Source organism: Actinacidiphila bryophytorum (assembly GCF_016916835.1).
In the GTDB taxonomy this organism is placed as follows: domain Bacteria; phylum Actinomycetota; class Actinomycetes; order Streptomycetales; family Streptomycetaceae; genus Actinacidiphila; species Actinacidiphila bryophytorum.
The window spans coordinates 310,951-333,626 of the sequence record NZ_JAFFIX010000005.1; the positions used below are offsets into that span (position 1 = coordinate 310,951).

Annotated in this window: 21 protein-coding genes; 10 read left to right on the forward strand and 11 right to left on the reverse strand. The window is 73.7% G+C overall.

Annotated elements, in window-relative coordinates; translation table 11 throughout:
* Positions 1-6 precede the first annotated feature (6 nt).
* Positions 7-1,929: an anthranilate synthase family protein gene (locus JT723_RS10605; RefSeq protein WP_205044269.1), complete on the forward strand. Its 1,923-nt coding sequence runs from the start codon at positions 7-9 to the stop codon at positions 1,927-1,929.
* Between the two features lie 12 nt (positions 1,930-1,941).
* Here the strand turns inward: JT723_RS10605 and JT723_RS10610 are convergent, their stop codons facing one another.
* From JT723_RS10610 to JT723_RS10630, 5 genes are all read right to left on the reverse strand, one after another.
* The gene (locus JT723_RS10610; RefSeq protein WP_205044270.1) at positions 1,942-2,583 is read right to left on the reverse strand and encodes a uridine kinase family protein; all 642 of its coding nucleotides are present in this window, start codon (positions 2,581-2,583) and stop codon (positions 1,942-1,944) included.
* Between the two features lie 119 nt (positions 2,584-2,702).
* A complete protein-coding gene (locus JT723_RS10615; RefSeq protein WP_205044271.1) occupies positions 2,703-3,731 on the reverse strand; it encodes a 6-phosphofructokinase in 1,029 nt (342 codons plus the stop codon).
* 69 nt (positions 3,732-3,800) lie between these two features.
* Positions 3,801-4,517 carry a response regulator gene (locus JT723_RS10620; RefSeq protein WP_205044272.1) on the reverse strand — a complete coding sequence of 239 codons (717 nt, stop codon included), beginning with the start codon at positions 4,515-4,517 and terminating at the stop codon, positions 3,801-3,803.
* On the reverse strand, positions 4,514-5,701 hold the full coding sequence (gene macS / locus JT723_RS10625; RefSeq protein ID WP_372441266.1) for a MacS family sensor histidine kinase: 1,188 nt from the start codon (positions 5,699-5,701) through the stop codon (positions 4,514-4,516). Before macS ends, JT723_RS10620 begins: the two co-directional genes overlap by 4 nt.
* Before the next feature lie 351 nt (positions 5,702-6,052).
* On the reverse strand, positions 6,053-6,766 hold the full coding sequence (locus JT723_RS10630) for a lysophospholipid acyltransferase family protein (RefSeq protein ID WP_240165368.1): 714 nt from the start codon (positions 6,764-6,766) through the stop codon (positions 6,053-6,055).
* A 170-nt stretch (positions 6,767-6,936) separates the two neighbouring features.
* Between JT723_RS10630 and JT723_RS10635 the strand changes: the two genes are divergently transcribed.
* Positions 6,937-7,731: an alpha/beta hydrolase gene (locus JT723_RS10635; protein ID WP_205044273.1), complete on the forward strand. Its 795-nt coding sequence runs from the start codon at positions 6,937-6,939 to the stop codon at positions 7,729-7,731.
* Complete coding sequence (locus JT723_RS10640; protein WP_205044274.1) at positions 7,724-8,266, forward strand: hypothetical protein; 543 nt, start codon at positions 7,724-7,726, stop codon at positions 8,264-8,266. Before JT723_RS10635 ends, JT723_RS10640 begins: the two co-directional genes overlap by 8 nt.
* A 52-nt stretch (positions 8,267-8,318) precedes the next feature.
* Here the strand turns inward: JT723_RS10640 and JT723_RS10645 are convergent, their stop codons facing one another.
* Positions 8,319-10,115, reverse strand: coding sequence for an AMP-dependent synthetase/ligase (locus JT723_RS10645; RefSeq protein WP_205044275.1), 1,797 nt, complete (start codon positions 10,113-10,115; stop codon positions 8,319-8,321).
* Positions 10,116-10,346: 231 nt separating this feature from the next.
* Here JT723_RS10645 and JT723_RS10650 point away from each other — a divergent pair, with 231 nt between their 5' ends.
* From JT723_RS10650 to JT723_RS10675, 6 genes are all read left to right on the forward strand, one after another.
* Complete coding sequence (locus JT723_RS10650; protein ID WP_205044276.1) at positions 10,347-11,108, forward strand: metallophosphoesterase family protein; 762 nt, start codon at positions 10,347-10,349, stop codon at positions 11,106-11,108.
* 123 nt (positions 11,109-11,231) lie between these two features.
* The gene (locus tag JT723_RS10655; RefSeq protein WP_205044277.1) at positions 11,232-11,705 is read left to right on the forward strand and encodes an SRPBCC family protein; all 474 of its coding nucleotides are present in this window, start codon (positions 11,232-11,234) and stop codon (positions 11,703-11,705) included.
* Positions 11,705-12,865 carry an ArsA family ATPase gene (locus JT723_RS10660; protein WP_205044278.1) on the forward strand — a complete coding sequence of 387 codons (1,161 nt, stop codon included), beginning with the start codon at positions 11,705-11,707 and terminating at the stop codon, positions 12,863-12,865. The genes JT723_RS10655 and JT723_RS10660 overlap by 1 nt, the downstream gene beginning before the upstream one ends.
* 69 nt (positions 12,866-12,934) lie before the next feature.
* Positions 12,935-13,333: a DUF5304 family protein gene (locus JT723_RS10665; protein ID WP_205044279.1), complete on the forward strand. Its 399-nt coding sequence runs from the start codon at positions 12,935-12,937 to the stop codon at positions 13,331-13,333.
* Positions 13,334-13,387: 54 nt separating this feature from the next.
* Positions 13,388-14,329, forward strand: coding sequence for an ROK family glucokinase (locus tag JT723_RS10670; protein ID WP_205044280.1), 942 nt, complete (start codon positions 13,388-13,390; stop codon positions 14,327-14,329).
* A 7-nt stretch (positions 14,330-14,336) separates the two neighbouring features.
* On the forward strand, positions 14,337-15,083 hold the full coding sequence (locus JT723_RS10675) for an endonuclease/exonuclease/phosphatase family protein (protein ID WP_205044281.1): 747 nt from the start codon (positions 14,337-14,339) through the stop codon (positions 15,081-15,083).
* A 30-nt stretch (positions 15,084-15,113) separates the two neighbouring features.
* On the opposite strand, the gene JT723_RS10680 is transcribed toward JT723_RS10675, so the two are convergent.
* Positions 15,114-16,244, reverse strand: coding sequence for a glycosyltransferase family 4 protein (locus JT723_RS10680; RefSeq protein WP_205044282.1), 1,131 nt, complete (start codon positions 16,242-16,244; stop codon positions 15,114-15,116).
* A gap of 95 nt (positions 16,245-16,339) precedes the next feature.
* Between JT723_RS10680 and JT723_RS10685 the strand changes: the two genes are divergently transcribed.
* Positions 16,340-17,593 carry a glycosyltransferase 87 family protein gene (locus tag JT723_RS10685; RefSeq protein ID WP_205044283.1) on the forward strand — a complete coding sequence of 418 codons (1,254 nt, stop codon included), beginning with the start codon at positions 16,340-16,342 and terminating at the stop codon, positions 17,591-17,593.
* A gap of 340 nt (positions 17,594-17,933) precedes the next feature.
* On the opposite strand, the gene JT723_RS10690 is transcribed toward JT723_RS10685, so the two are convergent.
* From JT723_RS10690 to JT723_RS10705, 4 genes are all read right to left on the reverse strand, one after another.
* Complete coding sequence (locus tag JT723_RS10690; protein ID WP_205044284.1) at positions 17,934-19,070, reverse strand: M48 family metallopeptidase; 1,137 nt, start codon at positions 19,068-19,070, stop codon at positions 17,934-17,936.
* A gap of 11 nt (positions 19,071-19,081) precedes the next feature.
* On the reverse strand, positions 19,082-20,347 hold the full coding sequence (locus JT723_RS10695) for a hypothetical protein (protein ID WP_205044285.1): 1,266 nt from the start codon (positions 20,345-20,347) through the stop codon (positions 19,082-19,084).
* Positions 20,348-20,382: 35 nt separating this feature from the next.
* Positions 20,383-21,435, reverse strand: coding sequence for a C40 family peptidase (locus JT723_RS10700; RefSeq protein ID WP_205044286.1), 1,053 nt, complete (start codon positions 21,433-21,435; stop codon positions 20,383-20,385).
* Positions 21,436-21,618: 183 nt separating this feature from the next.
* Positions 21,619-22,653, reverse strand: a complete 1,035-nt coding sequence (locus JT723_RS10705; RefSeq protein WP_205044287.1) for a C40 family peptidase — start codon at positions 22,651-22,653, stop codon at positions 21,619-21,621.
* Between the last annotated feature and the right edge of the window lie 23 nt (positions 22,654-22,676).

Below are 22,676 nucleotides of genomic sequence, written 5' to 3' on the forward strand. Positions count from 1 at the left end.
CCGACCGTGCCCACGAACCCCGCAGCACACCGGCTCGTCGCCCGCCTGCTCACCCCCGGCCACCCGCCTTTCGCCCTGCTGCACCGCAGGACCCCCGGGCGCCCCGAAGGGGTCGTGGAGGTGCTCGCAGGACCCGTCACGACCGCCGAGACGCTGGCCGGCATCGCGCTGCCCGCAGGCCCGACCGGCGGCGGCCCCCGCACCGACGCGCTCGCCCTGATCCCCTTCCGGCAGATCCGCGAACGCGGCTTCGACGTCCGCGACGACGGCACCCCGCTGACCGTCCTGCACCCGCAGGAGACCGCGGAACTCCCGCTCGCCGACCTGCTGGACGCGATCCCCGACGTTCCCGTCACCGTCGAGGGCGGCGCCTTCGACGTCTCGGACGAGGCCTACGCCGGCATCGTCGGACGGGTCATCGAGGACGAGATCGGCCGCGGCGAGGGCGCCAACTTCGTGATCCGCCGCACCTTCCGCGGCACCATCCCCGGCTACGGGCCCGCCGCGGCCCTGGCCCTCTTCGCCCGGCTGCTGCGCGGCGAACGCGGCGCCTACTGGACGTACGTGGTGCACACCCCCGAGCGCACCCTGGTCGGCGCCAGCCCCGAGGTGCACGTGCGGATGTCGGGCAGCGCGGTGGTGATGAACCCGATCAGCGGCACCTACCGCTACCCGGCGGAAGGCCCGAGCGCGGCCGGGCTGCTGGACTTCCTCGCCGACCCCAAGGAGGCCGAGGAGCTGACCATGGTGGTGGACGAGGAACTCAAGATGATGTGCACCGTCTGCGACCTGGGCGGGGTCGTCGTCGGCCCGCGGCTGAAGGAGATGGCGCACCTGGCGCACACCGAGTACGAACTGCGCGGGCGCTCCACGCTGGACGTGCGCGAGGTGCTGCGCGAGACGATGTTCGCGGCCACCGTTACCGGCTCACCGGTGCAGAACGCCTGCCGGGTCATCGAGCGCCACGAGCCGGGCGGGCGCGGCTACTACGCCGGTGCGCTGGCCCTGATCGGCCGGGACGCGGGCGGCGCACAGACGCTGGACTCGCCCATCCTGATCCGCACCGCCGACATCTCCCCCGGCGGCGCGCTGCGCGTCCCGGTCGGCGCCACCCTCGTACGGCACTCCAGGGCGCGCGCCGAGGTCGCCGAGACGCACGCCAAGGCCGCAGGTGTGCTCACCGCGCTCGGGGTGCGCCCGGCGCCTGCCGGGGCCGCGGGGGCGCCGCGGCCCCGGCTGGCCGACGACATCCGGGTGCGGGCCGCACTCGACGCCCGCCGGGCGGGGCTCGCGCCCTTCTGGCTGCGGATGCAGGTCGAGCACCCGCGGCCGACCGCGCACGCCCTGGTCGTGGACGGCGAGGACACCTTCACCGCGATGCTTGCCCACCTGCTGCGCTCCTCGGGCCACGCGGTGACGGTACGCCGCTACGACGACCCGCAGCTGCGGGCCGCGGCACTGGCCCACGAGGGGCCTGTGGTGCTCGGCCCCGGACCCGGCGACCCGGCCGACACCGCCGACCCCAAGATGCGCCTGCTGCGCGGGCTCGCCGCCGACCTGGTCCGCGACCACGGGCGCGGGCTGCTCGGGGTCTGCCTGGGCCACGAACTGCTGGCGGCGGAACTGGGCCTGGACCTGGTGCGCAAGGACGAGCCCTTCCAGGGCGCGCAGCGCACCATCGACCTCTTCGGCCGCCAGGAGACCGTCGGCTTCTACAACTCCTTCACCGCCCGCTGCGACGACACCGCAGCCGAGGAGCTGGCGATGCACCGGGTCGAGCTGAGCCGCGACCCGGGCACCGGCGACGTCCACGCGATGCGCGGCCCCGGCTTCGCGGGTGTGCAGTTCCATCCGGAGTCGGTGCTGACGCTGAACGGCTCGCAGATCGCGGCGGATCTGCTGGCGCAGGTGCTGGCGCCGGTGCGCTGAGCCGCGCGGGCCTCAGGCCGTCTCGCCGTAGTAGCTGGCGTCCAGCGCCGAGTCGGCGAGCACCGGCTCGGCCAGCAGCGGACCGATCAGGGTCAGCACCTCGGCGATCATCGTGTACTCGTCGGCGGTGCCGTCGACCACGAGGTCGGCCAGCGACCGGGAGGGGGCGACGTGCGCGGCATGGCGCTCCCTCCCGGACAGCAGATAATTCCGCAGCGACAGGGCCGGGTCCTGGCGCTGGACCTCGATCTTGCGCAGGATCTTCCTGGCCAGCCGGATGTCGTCGGGGGTGTCGACGTACACCCGCCAGGAGGCCCGGGCGGCGACCGCGGGCAGGGTCAGGGCGAACAGGCCCTCGACCACCACCAGGCGGTGCCGTCCGGACCCGGCGGCGGCGTCGATCGCGGCGGTCACCGCGGTCCCGTCGATGGACCCCGGGTGGTTCCAGTCCAGGGTCTCCGCGCCGGTAGCGCTGAGCGTCCTGACCCCGCGCTGCGGATCGTGCGCGGGAACGTAGAAGTCGTCGAGGTGGATCAGTCCGACGGTCTCTGGGTGGTGCAGCGCCAGCGCTTCGGCAAGGGTGGACTTGCCGGAAGCGGTGCCGCCGGCGACCGCCAGTACGGGCACGCGAAGCCCGCTCGCCACACCCTTCATACCGGGCGCTCCTCATGTGCTCACAGGGGGAAACGAAGCGGCCGGACAAGCCGGGTGGAGGGAGGATAGGTCGCCGGGCTCACCTGCGGCAAGCGCTCTCGGGGTGCGTCTTGCGGCGGCTACCCGAAGAAGACTCCCGCCTCCTCGTACAGCGACGGGTCGACGGTCTTGATCCGCGCGGTCGCGTCGCCGATCGGCACCCGGACGATCTCGGTGGAGCGCAGCGCGACCATCTTCCCGAAGTCGCCGTCCCTGACCGCCTCGACGGCGTGCAGCCCGAAGCGGGTGGCAAGCCAGCGGTCGAAGGCGCTGGGGGTGCCGCCGCGCTGGACGTGGCCGAGCACGGTGGTCCTGGCCTCCTTGCCGGTGCGCTTCTCGATCTGGTTGGCAAGCCACTCGCCGATGCCGGACAGCCGGACGTGGCCGAAGGAGTCGAGCGTGCCGTCCTTGAGCACCATGTCGCCGTCCTTCGGCATCGCGCCCTCGGCGACGACCACGATCGGCGCGTAGCGGATCTTGAAGCGGCTCTCGACCCACGCGCACACCTGGTCGAGGTCGAAGCGCTGTTCCGGTATGAGGATCACGTTGGCGCCGCCGGCCAGGCCCGAGTGCAGCGCGATCCAGCCCGCGTGCCGGCCCATCACCTCGACCACCAGGACCCGCATGTGCGACTCGGCCGTGGTGTGCAGCCGGTCGATGGCCTCGGTGGCGATGTTGACCGCGGTGTCGAAACCGAAGGTGTAGTCGGTCGCCGACAGGTCGTTGTCGATGGTCTTGGGGACACCTACCACTTTTACGCCGTGTTCCTGGTGGAGGGCGGCGGCGACGCCGAGGGTGTCCTCGCCGCCGATCGCGATCAGCGCGTCGATCCCCTCCGCCGCCAGGTTCTCCTGGACCCTGCGCACCCCGCCCTCGACCTTGAGCGGGTTGGTGCGCGAGGAGCCGAGTATGGTGCCGCCGCGCGGGAGTATGCCGCGGACGGCCGGGATGTCGAGCCGTACGGTGTCCCCCTCCAGGGGACCCCGCCAGCCGTCCCGGAAGCCGGTGAAGTCGTAGCCGTACTCCTGGACGCCTTTACGTACGATGCCGCGGATGACCGCGTTGAGGCCGGGGCAGTCTCCGCCGCCGGTCAGAACTCCGACTCGCATGGACTCTTCCCTTCGTCGCAAGCCAGCTGTGCCGGATGTGCAACCTCCGCCAAGCTAGCGTGACTTGGGTCACATGTCGCCGCCTGTGCTGTTGGTCGGATCCCCGTCCAACCCGGCCTCAATCGCATATCGGACAAGCTCGACGCGATTGTGCAACTGGAGTTTGCCGAGGGTGTTCTGCACGTGGTTCTGCACCGTCCGGTGCGATATGACCAGGCGCTGGGCGATCTGCTTGTAGCTCAGCCCCTTCGCGACCAGCCGCAGCACCTCGGTCTCCCGCTCGGTCAGCCGGGGCGCGGCGGCGCCGCCCTCGGCGGCCGGCGGCGGCACGGTCGCCAGCCGCCGGTACTCGCCGAGCACCAGCCCTGCCAGGCCGGGAGTGAAGACCGGGTCGCCCACCGCGGTCCTGCGGACCGCGTCCACCAGCTCCTCGCGGGCCGCGAACTTCAGCAGATAGCCGGTCGCCCCGGATTTGACCGCTTCCAGCACGTCGGTGTGCTCGCCGCTGGCCGACAGCACCAGCACCCGCACCGCGGGGTCGCCGGCCACCACCTCCTTGCACACCCGCACCCCGGACGCGCCCGGCAGGTTGAGGTCCAGCACCAGCACCTGGGGGCGGGCGGCCTTGGCCCGGCGGATCGCCTCGGGGCCGTCGCCCGCGGTCGCCACCACCCGGAAACCGGCCTCGGCCAGGTCGCGGGCCACCGCGTCACGCCACATCGGGTGGTCGTCGACCACCATCACCGTGACCGCCTGCCGGGCCGCCTGGTCGTCGCCGACCGTCATGCGGTGCCTCCTTCCGTGCCGGCGGCCCGCGCCGCCGCGTCCTTGACGAGCGCGGCCCTGGGCAGCCGCAGCTCCACCTCCGTGCCCTGGCCGGGCAGCGACAGCAGCTCGGCCGAACCGCCGAGGTCGCGCAGCCGGCCGCGGATCGACTGGGCCACCCCGAGCCGCCCCTCGTCCGCCGCCGCGGCCAGCCGGCCCTCGGCGATGCCCGGGCCGTCGTCCCGCACCGTCACCAGGACCGCGTCCGGCTCGTCCTCCACCAGGATCCAGGCGTGCGCCCGGTCGCCCGCGTGCCGCCGCACGTTGTCCAGGGCCGCGCCGACCGCGGCCGCCACCTCGCCCGCCGCCGCCGGGCCGAGCAGCACCGGGGTGCCCGGCGCGGACAGCGTCACCCGGGCCGAGGCGTACGGCGCCAGCAGCGTACGCAGGTCGTGCGGCCCCGGCGGACCGTCCTCCTCGGCGGTGCGCGGCGCCGGGATCGGGGCGCCGCTGATCAGGGTGCGCAGCGCGGCCTCCTGCTCACCCGCCATCCGGCCCAGCTCCGCCGCCTCGCCGCCGGCCTGGTTTCCGCGCCGCTGCACCATCGCCAGCACCTGGAGCACACCGTCGTGGATGTCCCGGGCCAGCCGCTCGCGCTCCCGCGTCGCCGCCTCGATCTGCAGCGCCCGCGCAAGGGTCCGCTCGCTGATCCTGGCGACCTCGACCACGTAGCCGATGCCGATGCTGGCGACCCACACCAGCAGCACGTTGTGCAGGGTGTCGCGCCCTGCGCTGCCCCGCTCGACCAGGTCGGCCGCGGCCACCAGCGAGGAGGCGACGGCGGCCCACCGCCAGCCGCCCTTGATCGCGAAGGCCAGCACGGAACCGGCCGTCCAGATGGACGGCAGCGTGAAGTTGCCCGAGTCGATACGGGCCTGGGTGTCGACGACCGCGGTGAGCAGTATGCCGGTGATCGCCAGCGTCAGGTCGGCGGTCAGGAAGCGCTTGGTGCACCGGCGGGCGGACATCACCCGGCCGAGCGTGGCCAGCGTCCACACCGCGAGCGTCCCCACGTACACGCCGCCGAGCAGCGGGTGCCGCAGCTCGTCGTACGCGTAGCAGTACAGCGCCACCGCGTAGCCCGCCGTCAGCACCCGGTACGCCACCAGTGCCCGCCACAGCGGCTGCTCAACGGACATGCGCATCCGCGCCCCCTCCTCCCGGCCGCCGCCAGCCTAGCCCGCACCCTGCGCCCGCAGGGCGCCCCCTTATCGGCCGCCGGAGTGCCCCTTCGGCAGGGCCGAGCCCATGGGGGCGGGGGGAACTGCGCGCGCAACCCACCACTCACCGTCACGTGGCGACGGACCGCCACCACATCAGGGGCGCGGGGAACTGCGCGACCAGCCCACCACCACGCGCGGGTCGTCACCGTCCGAAAGGGGCTGTTCGGTCCGGAGCCGGACCACCGGCGGGTGGTGGGTTGCGCGCGCAGTTCCCCGCGCCCCTGGGGTCGCCCCCCTGCGCAAGCGGGAACGCCCTACCCGGGCGGTCGGGGGTCAGTGGGGGTCGGCCGCCGCTTTGGCCGCTTCTGCCAGTTGCCGCTTGGCCGCCGTCGCGTAGATGTCTACGTACTCCTGCCCCGACAGCTTCATGATCTCGTACATGACCTCGTCCGTGATCGACCGCAGGATGAAGCGGTCGCCCTCCATCCCGTGGTAGCGGGAGAAGTCGAGCGGGCGCCCGATCCGGATGCCGGGCCGAATCGACAGTTTCGGCACGACCTTCCCCACCGGCTGCACCTTCTCCGTGTCGATCATCGCCACCGGGATCACCGGCGCCCCGCTGGCCAGTGCGACCCGGGCGAGGCCGCCGGGCTTGCCGCGGTAGAGGCGGCCGTCGGGCGAGCGGGTGCCCTCGGGGTAGATGCCGAAGAGTTCGCCGCGCTCCAGCACGGCGACCCCGCTCTTGACGGCGGCCTCACCGGCGCCGCGGGCGCCGGAGCGGTCGACGGGGAGCTGCCCGACGCCCTTGAAGAAGGCGGCGGTCAGCTTGCCCTTCACCCCGGGCGAGGTGAAGTACTCCTCCTTCGCGATGAAGGTGACCTTGCGGTCGAGGACCGCGGGCAGGAAGAAGGAGTCCGAGAAGGACAGGTGGTTGCTCGCGAGGATCGCGGGACCTTCGTTCGGGATGTGCTCGATGCCTTCGACCCAGGGTCGGAAGGCCGCCTTGAGGGGCGAGCCGATGGCGATCTTCATCGCGCCGTAGAACAACCTCGGACCTCCTGTAGCCGACGCACCGACCTTAACGCCAGCGGACCGCTCAGGCTGGTTCCGATGGGGCTTACCGCTTGGTATCGCAGCCGCGTACGCTGAACGTCCGACCTCCGTGTACTTCGTGTACCCGCGTACGCGGTTCCACGCCCCCGAACAGGAGACCCACGGTGCCGCTCATGCCAGGAGCCGAGCCGTACCGCCATGACGGCGGCGAGATCGGCGTGCTGCTCTGCCACGGATTCACCGGTTCGCCGCAGTCGATGCGCCCCTGGGGCGAGTATCTGGCCGAGCGCGGCCTGACCGTGTCGCTGCCGCTGCTGCCGGGGCACGGCACCCGGTGGCAGGACATGCAGGTCACCGGCTGGCAGGACTGGTACGCCGAGGTGGACCGGGCGCTGCGGGAGCTGACCGACTCCTGTTCGCAGGTCTTCGTGTGCGGCCTGTCGATGGGCGGCACCCTGGCGCTGCGGCTGGCGGCGCGGCACGGAGCGCAGATCAGCGGCCTGGTCCTGGTCAACCCGTCGGTGAAGGCCGACAGCCCGGCGCTGAAGGCGGTGGGTGTGCTGCGCCATGCGGTGCCGTCGGTGAAGGGCATCGCCAGCGACATCGCCAAGGAGGGCGGTGCGGAGATCGGCTACGACCGCACGCCGCTGCACGCGGTGCACTCGCTGACGAAGCTGTGGCAGGTGGCGCGGGCGGGGCTGCCGCAGGTGACGCAGCCGATCCTGCTGCTGCACAGCCGGGTCGACCATGTGGTGCACCCGTCGAACTCGGCGGTGGTGCTGGGCTCCGTGTCGTCCACCGACGTCACGGAGAAGGTGCTGGAGCGCAGCTTCCACGTGGCCACGCTCGACAACGACGCGGAGCGGATCTTCGAGGAGTCCTACGCCTTCGTCCGGCGGCTGTCGGCCGGTGCGGGCCTGGCGGGAGACGCGGTGAAGGAGGGCACGGCCGGTGGCTGACCGCGAGGACGAGGGCACCGCCCCGCACGAGGAGGAGCCGCCGCGCCCGCCGCTGGACGAGGACGCGGCCTGGGCCGCGCTGGTGGCCGGTTACGACGACGAGGTGGACCCGGGTACGGCCGCGGCCTGGCCCGAGGCCGAGAACGTACCCGTGCAGCCGCCGGACCCGGACCCGACCGATCCCGCGGCGGTGAACACGGCGCCGCCGCCCGCCGACCGCACGATCGTGATCCATCCGGTGATCAGCGGTCCGCGGGACTACGAGCTGGTCGAGGACGACGAGGACGCGCACTTCGTGCCGCCCGAGCCGCCGCCGCTGCCCGAGGCGGACGTGACGACGAAGTTCGCCTGGATCGCGGTGCTGGGCGGGCCGCTGCTGCTGCTCGCGTTCGTGCTGCTGCAGATCGAACTGACCTGGTGGGCGGTCACGGTGGGCGTGGGCGGCTTCCTCGGCGGCTTCGCCACGCTGGTGGCGCGGATGCGCACCGGTGACGAGGACGACGACGACGATCCGGGGCGCGGCGCCGTCGTCTGAGCCCCGCCAGGGGTGGCGGCGCCTCCCTGGCGGGCGGCCGGGCGCGGGCGGGTCAGCGCGTGTAGAGCGCCTCGACGTCGGCGGCGAAGTCCGCGAGCACGACGTTGCGCTTGAGCTTCATCGAGGGCGTCAGGTGTCCGGACTCCTCGGTGAACTGCGCGGGCAGGATGCGGAACTTGCGGACCGACTCGGCCTGCGAGACCGCCGCGTTGCCCTCGTCCACCGCGTGCTGGACGGCGGCCAGCAGGTCGGGGTCGGCGGCGAGTTCCGCGACCGTGCGCCCGGACTTGCCGTGCTGCTCGGCCCAGCGGGGCAGGAACTCCTCGTCCAGGGTGATCAGCGCGGCGACGAAGGGGCGGCCGTCGCCGACGACCATGCACTCGGCGACCAGCGCGTCGGCCCTGATCCGGTCCTCCATCACCGCGGGCGCCACGTTCTTGCCGCCCGCGGTGACGATGATCTCCTTCTTGCGGCCGGTGATGGACAGGTAGCCGTCCTCGTCGAGGGTGCCGAGGTCGCCGGTGTGGAACCAGCCGTCGGCCATGGCCTCCGCGGTGGCCTGCTCGTTGTTCCAGTAGCCGGTGAAGAGGTGCTCGCCGTACAGCAGCACCTCGCCGTCGTCGGCGATCCGGATCGTGGAGCCCGGCAGCGGCTGGCCGACGGTGCCGATCTTGGTGCGGTCCCAGGGGTTGAAGGCGGTGGCCGCACAGGACTCGGTCAGGCCGTAGCCCTCAAGGACGGTGAAGCCGATGCCGCGGTAGAAGTGGCCGAGGCGCTCGCCGAGGGGGGCGCCGCCGGAGACCGCGTGCGTGGCCCTGCCGCCGAGGACGGCGCGCAGCTTGGCGTAGACGAGCCGGTCGAAGACCTTGTGGGTGAAGCGCAGCCGCACCGAGGGTCCCGCCGGGGTGTCCAGGGCGCGGCTGTAGTCGATCGCGGTGGCCGCGGCCCGGTCGAAGATCTTCCCCTTGCCGCCGGCCTGCGCGGTGGCCCTCGCGGTGTTGTAGACCTTCTCGAAGACCCGCGGCACCCCGAGGATCAGGGTGGGCCGGAAGCCCTGGAGGTCGTCGGTGAGGTGCTTGATGTCGGGGACGTGGCCGAGCCGGACCGGCGCCATGACGCTGGCGACCTCGATGAGCCGGCCGAAGACGTGGGCCAGCGGCAGGAAGAGCAGCACCGAGGAGTCGCCGGTGCGGAAGAGCGGGGCGAGGCGTTCCAGGACGTTGCCGCACTCGGCGAAGAAGCTGCGGTGGCTGAGCACGCAGCCCTTGGGGCGGCCGGTGGTGCCGGAGGTGTAGACGATGGTGGCCGGGGAGTCGGCGTTCGCGGCGGCGCCGCGCTCGTCCAGGACCGCGTCCGAGATGTCGCCGCCGACGGAGACCAGCGCCTCGACGGCGCCGGTGTCGATCCGCCACACGTGCTTGAGCTGCGGCAGCCGTTCGCGTACCGACTCCACCGACGTCTCGTGCGCGCCGGACTCCACGACGACCGCGACCGCGCCGGAGTCGGCGAGTATCCATTCGAGCTGGGAGGCGGAGGAGGTCTCGTAGATCGGCACGGTGACCGCGCCCGCGCTCCAGATCGCGAAGTCCAGCAGCGTCCACTCGTAGCGCGTCCTGGACATCAGGGCGACCCGGTCGCCGGGCTGCACGCCCTCGGCGACCAGTCCGCGGGCGGCGGCGCGCACCTCGGCGAGGAACTGCGTCGCGGTGATGTCCTGCCAGTGGCCGGCGGAATCCTTGCGGCCGATGACCGGAGTGTCCGGGTGCTGGGCGGCGTTGCGGCGGATCAGATCCGTCAGGTTGCCGTCAGCGGGGACCTCGTACAGGGCCGGAAGGCTGAACTCACGCAAGGCGACTGCTCCTCATCGGTGCCGCGGCGCACCCGGAGGGAAGGTGATGGACGGGCTGGACGTTACCCATCGGTAAAGCTCCGGCGGTAGAGGGGCACGACAAGATGTTTTAAGCATCACACATCGGGCGGAGCCGGGGCACCGATGCCCGGAAGACTAGACCAGAGCGCGGCCGGTCCGCAGGTGACCCGCGCGCGGGGCGGCCCGCGGACGGCGCTATAAAGTGACCGTATGCGGGTGCATGTGGTGAGCGACGTCCATGGTGCGGCCGAGGCCCTGGCCAGGGCCGGCGAGGGAGCCGACGCGCTGGTCTGCCTGGGCGACCTGGTGCTCTTCCTCGACTACGCCGACCACTCCCGCGGCATCTTCCCCGACCTCTTCGGCGTCGAGAACGCCGACCGCATGGTCGAACTGCGCACCGCCCGCCGCTTCGAGGACGCCCGCATCCTCGACCGGCAGCTGTGGGAGGGCATCGACCGCCGCGGCGCCATCGAGAGCGCGGTGCGCAAGCAGTACGCCGAACTCTTCGCCGCCTTCCCGACCCCTACGTACGCCACGTACGGCAACGTCGACGTCCCCGGCCTGTGGCAGGAGTACGCGGCTCCCGGGACCACGGTCCTCGACGGGACGACCGCGGAGATCGGCGGCCGGGTCTTCGGCTTCGTCGGCGGCGGCCTGCGCACCGCGATGCGCACGCCCTACGAGGTCAGCGAGGAGGACTACGCGGCCAAGGTCGCAGCCCTCGGCCCGGTCGACGTACTGTGCTCGCACATCCCGCCGGCCATCCCCGAGCTGTGCTACGACACCACCGCCCGCCGCTTCGAACGCGGCAGCCAGGCCCTGCTGGACGCGGTCCGCAGCATCCAGCCGAAGTACGCGCTGTTCGGCCACGTCCACCAGCCGCTGATCGCCCGGACCCGGGTGGGCCGCACCGAATGCGTCAACGTCGGCCACTTCAACCACACCCGCACCCCGTGGGTACTGGAGTGGTGAGGCGCGCAGCGATCCCGACCCGCCGTGGTGACGGCCCCGCCACCTGGGCGCGATAGCCTCTCAGCACACTCCTGCGCACACGTCACGCAGCATCCTGCACCAGTAGTCCGGAGGGCCACGGCGATGGCGGAACACACACGGTCGAGCATCACGATCGAGGCGGCACCGGCCGCCGTCATGGGCGTCATCGCCGACTTCGACCGCTATCCGGAGTGGACCGGCGAGGTCAAGGAGGCCGAGGTGCTCTCCCGCGACGACGAGGGCCGCGCCCAGCAGGTGCGGCTGCTGCTCGACGCCGGCGCGATCAAGGACGACCACACCCTGGCCTACACCTGGATCAGCGCCGACGAGGTGCGCTGGTCGCTGGTCAGGTCGCAGATGCTGCGCACCCTCGACGGCTCCTACGCGCTCGCCCCGCTGGAGGGCGGCCGGCGCACCGAGGTCACCTACCAGCTCACCGTGGACGTCAAGATTCCCATGCTGGGCATGATCAAGCGCAAGGCGGAGAAGGTCATCATCGACCGGGCGCTCGCCGGGCTGAAGAAGCGGGTCGAGGCCGCGCCCGCCGGCGGGGCCGACGCCGAGACCGCGGGCTGATGCCCGCGGCACCCGTACGCACGCTGCTGATCACCGGGGCCGGCGGCGCCGGGCGCACCGCGGTCGCCGCCGCCACCGCGGCCGCCGCCGCCAGGGCCGGCACCCGCACCCTGCTGCTCACCTACGACCGGGGCGCCGCCGCCGCGCTGGCCGGCGCCGTCCCCGGGCTCGGGGTCGCCTCCGTCGACCCGGGCGCCGCCTTCCAGGACGCGCTGCTGGACCTGCAGAGCCGCGGCGGCACCCTGCTGGCGCTGCTCGGCGCGGCGCCGCTGGACCCGGAGGAGCTGACGCCGCTGCCCGGCGCGGAGGCGCTCGCGCTGCTGCGGGCGGTGCGCGCGGCCCACGACGGCACGTGGGAGCTGGCGGTCGTGGATTTGCCGCCGGTGCGCGAGGCGGTGGCGCTGCTGGCGCTGCCCGAGCAACTGCGGCGCTACCTGGGCAGGTTGCTGCCCGCCGACCGGCAGGCGGCCCGCGCGCTGCGGCCGGTGCTGGCGCAGCTGGCCGGGGTGCCGATGCCCACCGAGTGGGCGTACGAGGCGGCCGCCCGCGCGGACCGCGAACTGGCCGCCGTCCAGGCGGTGGTCCACGACCCGGGCACGTCGGTGGCGGTCGTGGTGGAGCCGGGTGCGCACGCGGCGGACGTCGTCCGTACCGCGCGAACGGGTCTCGCGCTGCACGGGCTGGCCCCCGCTGCGCTGGTCGCCAACCGGCTGCTGCCCACCGGTTCCGCCGACCCCTTCCTCGCCGCCCTGTCCGGCGCCCAGCAGGACCACCTCAAGGCGCTGGCCGACATCTGCGCCGCCGACGGTGCCGCGCTGCACGAACTCCCGCACCTGGGGCGGGAGCCGCAACTGCCGGAGGAGGCGCTCGCGGTGCCGCACGAGGCGCTGCCCGCCGCGGCCGGCGGCGACCCCTGGTCGGTGGAGGACCGGCTGCGCGACGAGGGCCACTTCGTGTGGTCGCTGCCGCTGCCCGGGGCGGCCAAGGACGGTCTTGACCTGGTGCGGCGGGGGGACGAACTCGTGGTGGACGCCGGGGGTTTCCGGCGCATCCTGCCCTTGCCGTCGGCGCTGCGGCGCTGCACGGTGGAGGGTGCCGCGCTGCGCGACGGAGCGCTGCGGGTGCGGTTCACGCCCGACCCCGGGCTCTGGCCGCGCTGACCGGACGTTCCCGCGGGCCGTTCGAGTACCGTCGTAAGGACCGACTGCCGCGCCTTCCTGGAGCCGACCATGAGCGAAGCCACCGACCGTCCCGACGCCGACGCATGGGCGAAGGCCAGCGCGGAGGACATCGCCGCGGAGCACGCCAGGCGGCGCGAACAGGCGGGCCAGCCCAGCCCCGGCGAGGAACTGCGGCGGCTGGCCGAGGCCGTGGGCGACGCGGTCGGTGACCGGCTCGCCGCGCTGCGCAACCCCGCGGTGCAGCTCGCCGCGCAGGGCGTCCTGTCCCAGGTGCGTTCCGTTGTCGAACCCATCAAGGAGCGGAACCCGGACGTCTTCGACCACCTGACGGCTGCCGGGGCCGAACTGCTGGCGGCATACCGGTCCGCAGTGGCGGGAGCGGAATCGCGCTGGACCTCGCGCGAGGGCTCCGCGCGTTCAACGGCTGAACACATCGACCTCGACTGACCCCCTCTCCGGTACGGTTCTCTTAGCGGGGATCGACCGAAAACTGAGGGACACATGGGACTCACCATCGGCGTCGACATCGGCGGCACCAAGATCGCGGCCGGAGTGGTCGACGAGGAAGGCTCGATTCTTGAGACCGTCAAGGTGCCGACGCCGCCGACTCCCGAAGGCATCGTGGACGCGATCGTGGAGGCGGTGCGCCAGGTCAGCACCGGTCACACGATCGAGGCCGTCGGCATCGGCGCCGCCGGCTACGTCGACGACAAGCGTGCCACCGTGCTGTTCGCGCCCAACATCAACTGGCGGCACGAGGCACTGAAGGACAAGGTCGAACAGCGCGTCGGACTCCCCGTCGTCGTGGAGAACGACGCCAACGCGGCGGCCTGGGGCGAGTACCGCTTCGGCGCCGGGCAGGGTCACTCCGATGTGATCTGCATCACGCTCGGCACCGGTCTCGGCGGCGGCATCATCATCGGCAACAAGCTGCGCCGCGGCCGGTTCGGCGTCGCAGCCGAGTTCGGCCACATCCGGGTGGTGCCCGACGGCCTGCTGTGCGGCTGCGGCAGCCAGGGCTGCTGGGAGCAGTACGCCTCCGGGCGCGCCCTGGTCCGCTACGCCAAGCAGCGCGCCAACGCCACACCGGAGAACGCACAGGCGCTGCTCGCGCTGGGCGACGGGACCGTGGAGGGCATCGAGGGCCGGCACATCAGCGCCGCCGCCCGGCAGGGCGACCCGGTCGCCGTCGACTCCTTCCGCGAACTGGCCCGCTGGGCCGGTGCGGGGCTCGCCGACCTGGCGTCGCTCTTCGACCCGTCCGCCTTCATCGTCGGCGGCGGCGTCGCCGACGAGGGCGAACTGGTCCTCGACCCGATCCGCAAGTCGTTCCGGCGCTGGCTGATCGGCGGCGAGTGGCGGCCGCACGCCCAGGTCCTCGCCGCGCAGCTCGGCGGCAAGGCGGGACTCGTCGGCGCGGCCGACCTGGCACGACAGGGCTGAGGCGACGATGACCGTGGAGGATCTGCCGGGTTCACGCACCGAGCCGGCCTCGGCGGTCGTCCGCGTGCTCAGCTACAACATCCGCTCGATGCGGGACGACACGGCGGCGCTGGCCCGGGTGATCCGAGCCTGCGCCCCCGACCTCGTCCTGGTCCAGGAGGCCCCGCGGTTCTTCCGATGGCGCAAGGCCGCGGCCCGCCTCGCACACGCCACAGGACTCGTCCACGTCACCGGCGGCGCCACCGCGGCGGGGCCGATGGTCCTGTCCTCGCTGCGCGCGCACGTCGAACGCACCGAGGACGTCCTGCTGCCGCACCACCCGCCGCTGCACCAGCGCGGTTTCGCCACCGCGGTGCTGCGGATCGGCGGCGCCAGGCTCGGCGTGATCAGCACCCACCTCAGCCTCAGCCCGGCCGAACGGTACGACCAGGCCGGGCTGCTGCTGGACCGGGTGGCCGCGATGGACGAGCAGAACGTGGTGGTCGGCGGCGACTTCAACGAGCCGCCCGACCGCCCCGGCTTCGCCCGTATCGCCGAGCACCTCCAGGACGGCTTCGCCGTCGCCCCCTGGGGCGGCGAGGTCACCAACGTGCGGGCACCCTTCCAGCGCATCGACGCGGTCTTCACGACCGAGTCCGTCGAGGTGCTGGGCTGCGGGGTGCCGCACGCACTCCCCGGCGTCACCGACGCCGACCTGCACGCGGCCACCGACCACCTGCCGGTGCTCGCCGCCCTGCGCGTCCCCACGGCCTGACCCGGCCCGCGGACCCGGGCCCCCGCGGGCTCAGAGCAGGTCGCGCAGCCGCTGGGCCAGCAGGTCCCAGCGCCAGGTCTCCTCCACCCACGCCCGCCCGCGCTCGCCCATCCGGCGGCGCAGGTCGGCGTCCCGCAGCAGCGTCAGGATGCGCTCCGCCGCCTGCTCGGGAGAGCCGCCGCGCACCACCCAGCCGGTCTCGCCGTCCAGGACCGCGTCCGGGGCGCCCCCCGAGTCGCCCGCGACGACCGGCAGCCCGGTCGCCGACGCCTCCAGGTAGACGATGCCGAGGCCCTCCACGTCCAGACCGCCCCTGCGGGTCCTGCACGGCATCGCGAAGACGTCACCCGCACCGAAGTGCGCCGGCAGCTCGTCCTCCGGCACCGGACCGGTGAAGCGGACCGCACCCGCGACACCGGTGCGCTCGGCGAGCGCCTCCAGCTCACTGCGGTACGGCCCCCCGCCGACGACCAGCAGCGCCGTGTCCGGCTTCTCGCGCAGGATCCGCGGCATCGCCAGGATCAGCGTGTCCTGCCCCTTGCGCGGCACCAGCCGCGACACGCACACCACCACCGGCCGGTCGGTGAGCCCGAGCCTCGCCCGTACCACCGCACCGCCCGACCCCGGGTGGAAGGTCTTCTCGTCGACGCCGGGCGGCAGTTGCTCCATCCGGTCCGCGGCCCGCTCGGTCAGCGCCGAGGCGATACGCGACCGCGTGTACTCACCCAGATAGGTGAGGGTGTCGGTGCCCTCGCCGATCCTGCGCAGCAGCTGCCGGCTCGCGGGCAGCTGCGCCCAGGCCGCCTCGTGGCCGTGCGTGGTGCCCACAAGACGCAGCGCGCCCGCCTTGCGCAGCGCCGGCGCCATCAGGCCCAGCGGGGCCGCCGCACCGAACCACACCGACGAGCAGCCGTACTGCCGCAGCAGCCGCACGGCCGTCCGCGTCACCCGCGGTGTCGGCAGCAGCATCTTCGTCCGGTCCCTGACCACGGTGAAGGGCTGCTCGGCGTCGAAGCGCGCCACCGCGGAGCCGTCCTTCCACGTCGAGGCGTAGACCACGACCCGGTCCGGGTCCAGCCGCAGCGCCATGTTGTGCACGAAGGACTGGATACCGCCCTGGCGCGGCGGGAAGTCATTGGTGACGATCAAGGTCTTCTCCATCGCCGCCGAGACTACTCCGCCGCGCGCCCCTCCCCACGTGGCACGTGGCCCTCCCAGCGCGTCCCTCCCGCCCGCGGGCCGCCGCGGGCCGCAAGATGCAAGACGTGAGATGTCGGCATATCAGCGGTCCGGTGCCGGTGGCCGTCGTGTGGGTGCTCAGCCGCACGATGCTGCTGCTCCTCGTCTTCGGGCTCGTCCCCTTCCCCGGGCAGGCCGTCGTCTACGACGTGTCCGCGGTCTACCGGCACTGGTACCCGACGCTGCTGCACGGGGCCTTCCCCGCACACGACGTGACCTGGCAGTACCCGCCGGGCGCCGCGGCCGTCCTCGTCGCGCCCGGCGCACTGCCCTTCCTCGACTACACCGCCGCCTTCTTCTGGCTCGCCTTCCTCGCCGACGCCGCCGTCTTCGCCGCGCTCCTGCACGACGCGGCACGCCGCTCCTGGCGGCTCGACGGGGCATGGGTGTGGGTCGCAGGCACCGCCCTGCTCGGCCCCATCGTCTACGCCCGCTACGACATCATGGCGACGGCCGTCGGCGTCGCCGCACTCCTGCTCCTGCGCCGCAGCCCCACCGCCGGCGGGATCGCCGCCGGGGCCGGCGCCCTGGTCAAGCTCTGGCCGCTGCTCCTGCTCATCGGTACGCGCCCCGGCCGCGCGACCCGCCGCGCCTGGACCGCGGCCGGTGCCGCCGTCGCGGGCGGCGCCCTGCTCTTCCTGGCCGCCATGCCCGGCGCCTTCTCCTTCCTCACCTTCCAGCGCGACCGCGGCACCGAGATCGAGTCCCTCGGCGGACTCGCCCTCCACCTCGCCCGGCACACCGGCTGGCACGGCGTCACCGCACTCCACTACGGCTCGATCGAATTCCTCGGCCCCGGCGTCGAGGCGGTCAGCGACACTGCGCTGGCGCTGAGCCTGCTCGCCTTCGGCTGGCTGCTGCTGTGGCGGGTACGGGCGCGGGTCTTCACGGCGGCCACGCCATACGACGCCGGCTTCGCCGGCGTCCTGCTCTTCACCACCACGAGCCGGGTGATCAGCCCCCAGTACCTGGTGTGGCTCGTCGGCGTCGGGGCGGTGTGCCTGTCCAGGCGGGAGAGCGTGATGCGGCTCCCGGTCCTCCTTCTGCTGCCTGCGGCGCTCCTGACGACGCTGGAGTTCCCGGTCTACTTCGCCCACGTCGTGAGCAGTGACCTTCTGGGCGTCGCCCTCATCCTGACCCGCAACGCCCTCCTCCTGACCTCCGCCATCCTCGCCTCCCACCGCTTGTGGACCGCGTCCGCCCCTGTGCCCCTCACGCCCACCTCTCCCCCGGTGGGGGCTGGTCGCGCAGTTCCCCGCGCCCCTGGGTGATTGCCACCTGCGGTGCGTTGCTTGCTGCGGCTGCATCGTGGCTGGTCGCGCAGTTCCCCGCGCCCCTGAGAAAAACGCTCACCCCCGCAGGCAGACGGCACCGCCTGAAAGCGCCGACTCTGCGCGCAGAGGGCAACCACCAGGGGCGCGGGGAACTGCGCGACCAGCCACCCACCCACCGAAAGGTGCAAGCCCACCGCAGGTGGCAATCACCCAGGGGCGCGGGGAACTGCGCGGCCAATCACAACGCACCGGAAGGTGCGAGCCCACCGCAAGGGGCAATCACCTGGCCCACCCCCCCCCGCCGGGGGAAAGGCGACCGCCCACCGCAAGGGGCGGGTCAAGGGTGGGGGGTGGCCCCCCGGGCCATGGTGATGCGCTCGACGGGAGTCGGGTGGGTGCCGAAGAGGGCGTGCAACGCCCGCGGTGGGCTGGGCTCACCGACGTTGGCGACGGTGAGCCGCCGCTGCATGGCGACGAACTGCCCGGGGTCCTGCGTGAGCAGGAGCGCGTGCCGGTCGGCCCGCACCTCCACGCGCCGGCTGACGGCGCAACCGAGCGGCCCGGCCACCGCCCCGCCGACGGAGGCGACCGCGGCGAGGAGCCACGCGGACCGCGGGTCCGCGACGTGCCCGACGCCGGCAAGGTCGAGCAGCGGTCGCCGGCTGACGACCGCGGCGAGCACACACACCCCGAGCGCCGCCCCCAGCGCCCCGAGGGCGGTCCCGCGCGGCACATCGCGGTGCACGACGTGCCCGAGTTCGTGCGCGACGACCAGCTCGACCTCCCGCGGCTCGGCCGTGTCGAGCAGCGTGTCGTACACGACGATGCGCCGGGTGCGGCCGAAGCCGGAGACGTACGCGTTGAGCGCCGTGGTGCGCCGCGACGCGTCGGCGACGAGGACGTCCCGTACGGTGACGCCGTCGCGCTCTGCCAGCGCGAGCAGGGCGTCCCGCAGCGGCCCCGTGGGCATGGGCGTGAAGCGGTTGAAGAGGGGTTCGAAGAGGACGGGCGCGGCCCAGGACAGGACGACCGTGGCGCCCGCGGCGCCGAGCGCGGCCCACGCCCACCACCAGCGGGTCACGCCGGCCAGGGCGTAGACGGCGAAGAGGGCGCCGCCGACGAGCGGCAGCGAGATCAGCAGGCCGCGCGCGATGTCCGCGGCCCAGCCTCCCCAGCCCTGGGTGACCAGGCCGAAGCGGGAGCGTACGACCCGGGTGCGGGCGGCGAAGGGCAGGGCGAGCAGCTGCGGGAGCAGGACGAGGGTGAGGGCGCCGCCTGCGACGCGCCCGGCCCAGGTGTCCCCGAAGCCGGCGACGAGCCCGGCGCCCGCGTGGGTCAGGCCGAGCGCGAGCAGCAGCGCGAGCCCCGCGGCCCGCCCGCCGAGCGCGACGGGCCACACCCCCTGCCGCAGCGCCCGCGCCCGGGCGACGTACTCGGCGCTGAAGTCCTCCTCGTCCACCGCGGTCCCGCTCATGCCGTCCCCCTTCACCCCAGCTCCTGCTGGACATACTGCCGCCACCGGGCGGTGAAGTCGGCGAGGGAGAGGTGCAGCGTCGTGCGCAGGACGGTGTCGAGCGGTGTGCCGGTGCCGGCGGCCCGGTAGAGGGCGGTGAGGGTGGCGGGCGACCAATGGTCGGCGACCATGCGGCAGGCGAGCCAGCCGCCCTCGTAGGCCTGGGCCAGGGCGGGGGCGGTGGGGCGGAAGTCGGCGGCGGCGGGGAGGGCCGCGGGGAGGTGGCCCGCGGTGACGTCGTGGGCGAGTTCCGGGGCGACCTCGGGGGCGGTGCGGCCGGAGTCGCGGTAGGCGACCCAGTCGGCGAAGCCCTCGGACAGCCACAACGGGGTGTGCGAGGTGGTGGCGAGCCGGGTGGCCACGTGGGTGGTCTCGTGGGTGAGGACGACCTGCCGTCCGAAGGCGGACAGTTCGCCGAAGGCGGCCGGGTTGACGATGACCCGGTCGGCGGGTGCCCGGGCGCTGCCGCCGAGTTCGCCGGTGGTGACGGCGGCGATGCCCTTGTAGTCGGCGGGGTCGGCGGCGAGCAGCGCGCCGAGCTGGTCGAGGGTGGCGGGTGCCTCGATGACGACGCTGCCGGGCCAGCCGGCCCGGCCCCAGGCGTGCTGGACCTGCGGCACCGCCGCGTCGGCGTCGGCCGCGTAGCCGTGCAGCGTCTTGCTGTCGCCGAGGCCGAGCACCAGGCTGTGCGCGCCGCGCACCGCGGTGACCTTGCCCTGGTCCCACAGCTGGACGGCGCTGCGCCGCCCGGCGGACGCCCCGTCGTCGTCCGCGGCGACGTACCAGCGCCCGGCGCGCTCGGTCAGCGTGAGGTAGGAGGTGGAGACGACGGGCTCGGCGTCGTAGCCGCGCAGCCGGTAGCTCAGCTGGACCTCGGCGGCGGTCCTGCGGGTGCCGTCGGCGGCGGCCTCGGGCGGCAGCGGGAAGGCGCCGGTACGCACCAGGCGGTAGGTCCAGTCGGCGAGCGGCACCTGGGCGAGGTTGCCGATGGTCTTGCGCTGGGCGGCGAGGAAGCGGGTGGAGCGGGGGTCGATCCCGGCGAGGTAGGCCTGCTGGTCGTGCCCACGCACCGCGGCGGCCTGCCGGTCGAGCAGCTGCTGTACGGCGGTGTCGGCGGCGGGCTTGGCGGCCTTGGGCGCGGTTGCTCCGCACCCGGTGAGCGCGGCGAGCAGCCCGAGGAGGGCGAGGACGGCGCACAGCGCGCCGCGCGTCGGGCGTCGTGGGTGCACCGCGGTCATGCGCCCGATCGTACGGCCCGGGCGCGCGGGCAGCCCTATGGGCGGGTGACCGCCGTGATCGGCATCATGCCGACCGGGTCGTAGCGGACCCGGGCGCCGGGGTAGGGCGCGTGGATGACCCGGCCGCCCCCGACGTACATGGCGACGTGGCTGGCGTCGCCGCGGTAGATGACCAGGTCGCCGGGGCGGGCCTGGTCGAGGGGGACGCGGCGGCCTGCGTTCATCTGCTCCTGGGAGGTGCGCGGCAGGGCGACGCCGGCGCGGCCGTAGGCGTACTGCATCAGGCCCGAGCAGTCGAAGGCGTGCGGGCCTGTGGCGCCCCACACGTAGGGCGCGCCGAGGACCTGGCGGGCGGCGGCGACGGCGAGGGCGGCCCGCCCCGAGGCTGCGGGCAGGTCCGGCAGGTCGGGCAGCAGGGCGCGGTCGCGGGAGGCGCGGTCGCCCGCGCCGGGGGTGTAGCCGGCCCGCTGGGCGGGCGACAGGGCCGTCAGCGCCCGGTTCGCGGCGGCCAGCGCCCGCTGGACCGCGGCCTTGCGCCGCCCCAACTCGGCGGTGGTCTGGGTCAGTTCCGCGAGTTTGCCGGCGGCCTGGCTGCGCTGCCCGTCCAGCGCCCTTTCGGCTGCCTGGAGTTGGTGCAGCTGCTGGGTCTGCCGTGCGCCGAGCCGGTCGAGGGCCGCGGCCTGGTCGAGGGAGCGCTCGGGGTCGTCGGACAGCAGCAGGGCGAGCGAGGGGTCGAGGGCGCCGCCGCGGTACTGCTCGGCTGCGAGGGCGCCGAGGTCGTCGCGCAGTTCGTTGACGCGCTGCTGGCCCTGGGCGGCCCGGTCCTGGAGGGTGGCGAGGTCGGCGCGCAGCCGGGTGGCGCGCTCCTGGGCCGCGTCGTAGCGCTCGGTGGCCTGCTCGGCCTGCTGGTAGAGCGCGTCGAGCCGGGTCGCGGTGTCCTGGCCCGCGGCGGGTGCGGGGTCGGCCGCGGCGATCTGGGCGGTGCCGCCGGACAGTGCCGCGGTCGCCGCGGCCGCCGCGGACAGCACGGTGACCCTGGTGGTGCGGACGGCGAGGCCCGGCTGCGGTGCACGTCGATGGGATGCCACAGCCGCCGACAGTAGCCAGCCGGGCACGCTCAGTTCAAAGACGTCTTGATCCGTACGCGTGCGCGCCCATGGTCCCGCCGCAGGTCATCGGTGCCCTGCGGCTGCGGTGCGGCCCGCGGCACCACCCGAACGCCGTATTCTCCGGTGTCCGGCGGTCCGGCAGTCCCGCGCCCTCCGGGAGGGTCAGATGCGGACGCCGAACTGGAAGGGCATGTTGTCGATCGACTCGTAGCGCACGACGGTGCCGGGCTTCGGGGCGTGCAGCACCATGCCGTCGCCGGCGTAGAAGCCGACGTGGTGGTGGTCGCCGTAGAAGATGACGAGGTCGCCGACCGCCAGCTCCGACTTGCTGAGGTGGGTGCCCGCGTTGGCCTGCTCGGCCGCGGTCCTGGGGATGCTGACCCCGGCCTGGCGGTAGGCCCAGGAGGTGAGCCCGGAGCAGTCGAAGGAGCTGGGGCCCGAGCCGCCGTAGACGTACGGCTTGCCGAGCTTGGTCTTGGCGGCGGCGAAGGCCGCGGCGGCGCGTCCGGTGGCGGAGCTGCCGCCCATCGGGGCGCGGCCGGTGGAGCGGTTGGCGCGGGCCGCGTCGTCGGCTATCTGGGCGCGCTGGGCTGCGGTCAGCGAGTTCAGGATCGCCTGCGCCTGGGCCAGTTTGTTCTTGGCCTCGGTCTTGCGGTTGCCCAGTTCGGTCTTGGTGGCCTGGAGTTCGGCGAGCTTGGCGGTGGCCTCGGCCCGCTCCTGGTCCAGGGTCCGCTTGGCGTCCTGGAGTTGCTGCAGGGCACTGGCCTGCAGGGAGCTGATCTGGTCGAGCGCGGTGGCCTGGTCCAGGTAGCTGTCCGGGTTGGAGGACAGGAACAGTTGCAGCGACGGGTCGATTCCGCCGGTGCGGTACTGCGAGGCCGCGATGGTGCCCAGGCTGTCCCGCAGCGTGTTGAGGTGCTGCTGCTGGCGTGCCACCTGGTCCTGCAGGGTGCCGGCCTCGGTCTGCAGCGACTTGAGCTTCTCGTTGGCCCCGTTGTACTTCTCCGTGGCCTGCTCCGCCTGCGTGTAGAGCGCGTCCACCTGGGCCTTGGCGTCCTTGACCGAGGTGGGCTTGCTGGGCTTGGCGGGGGCGGCGTTGGCCGCCTGGGCGGAGAGCGCGACCGCGGCTGCGGCGGTCGCGGTGAGCACGGTCACGCGCGTGCGGCTTGCCGGCTTGGGACGACGGTGGGACGCCACGAAGGCGAGCTCCTTCTTCCTTC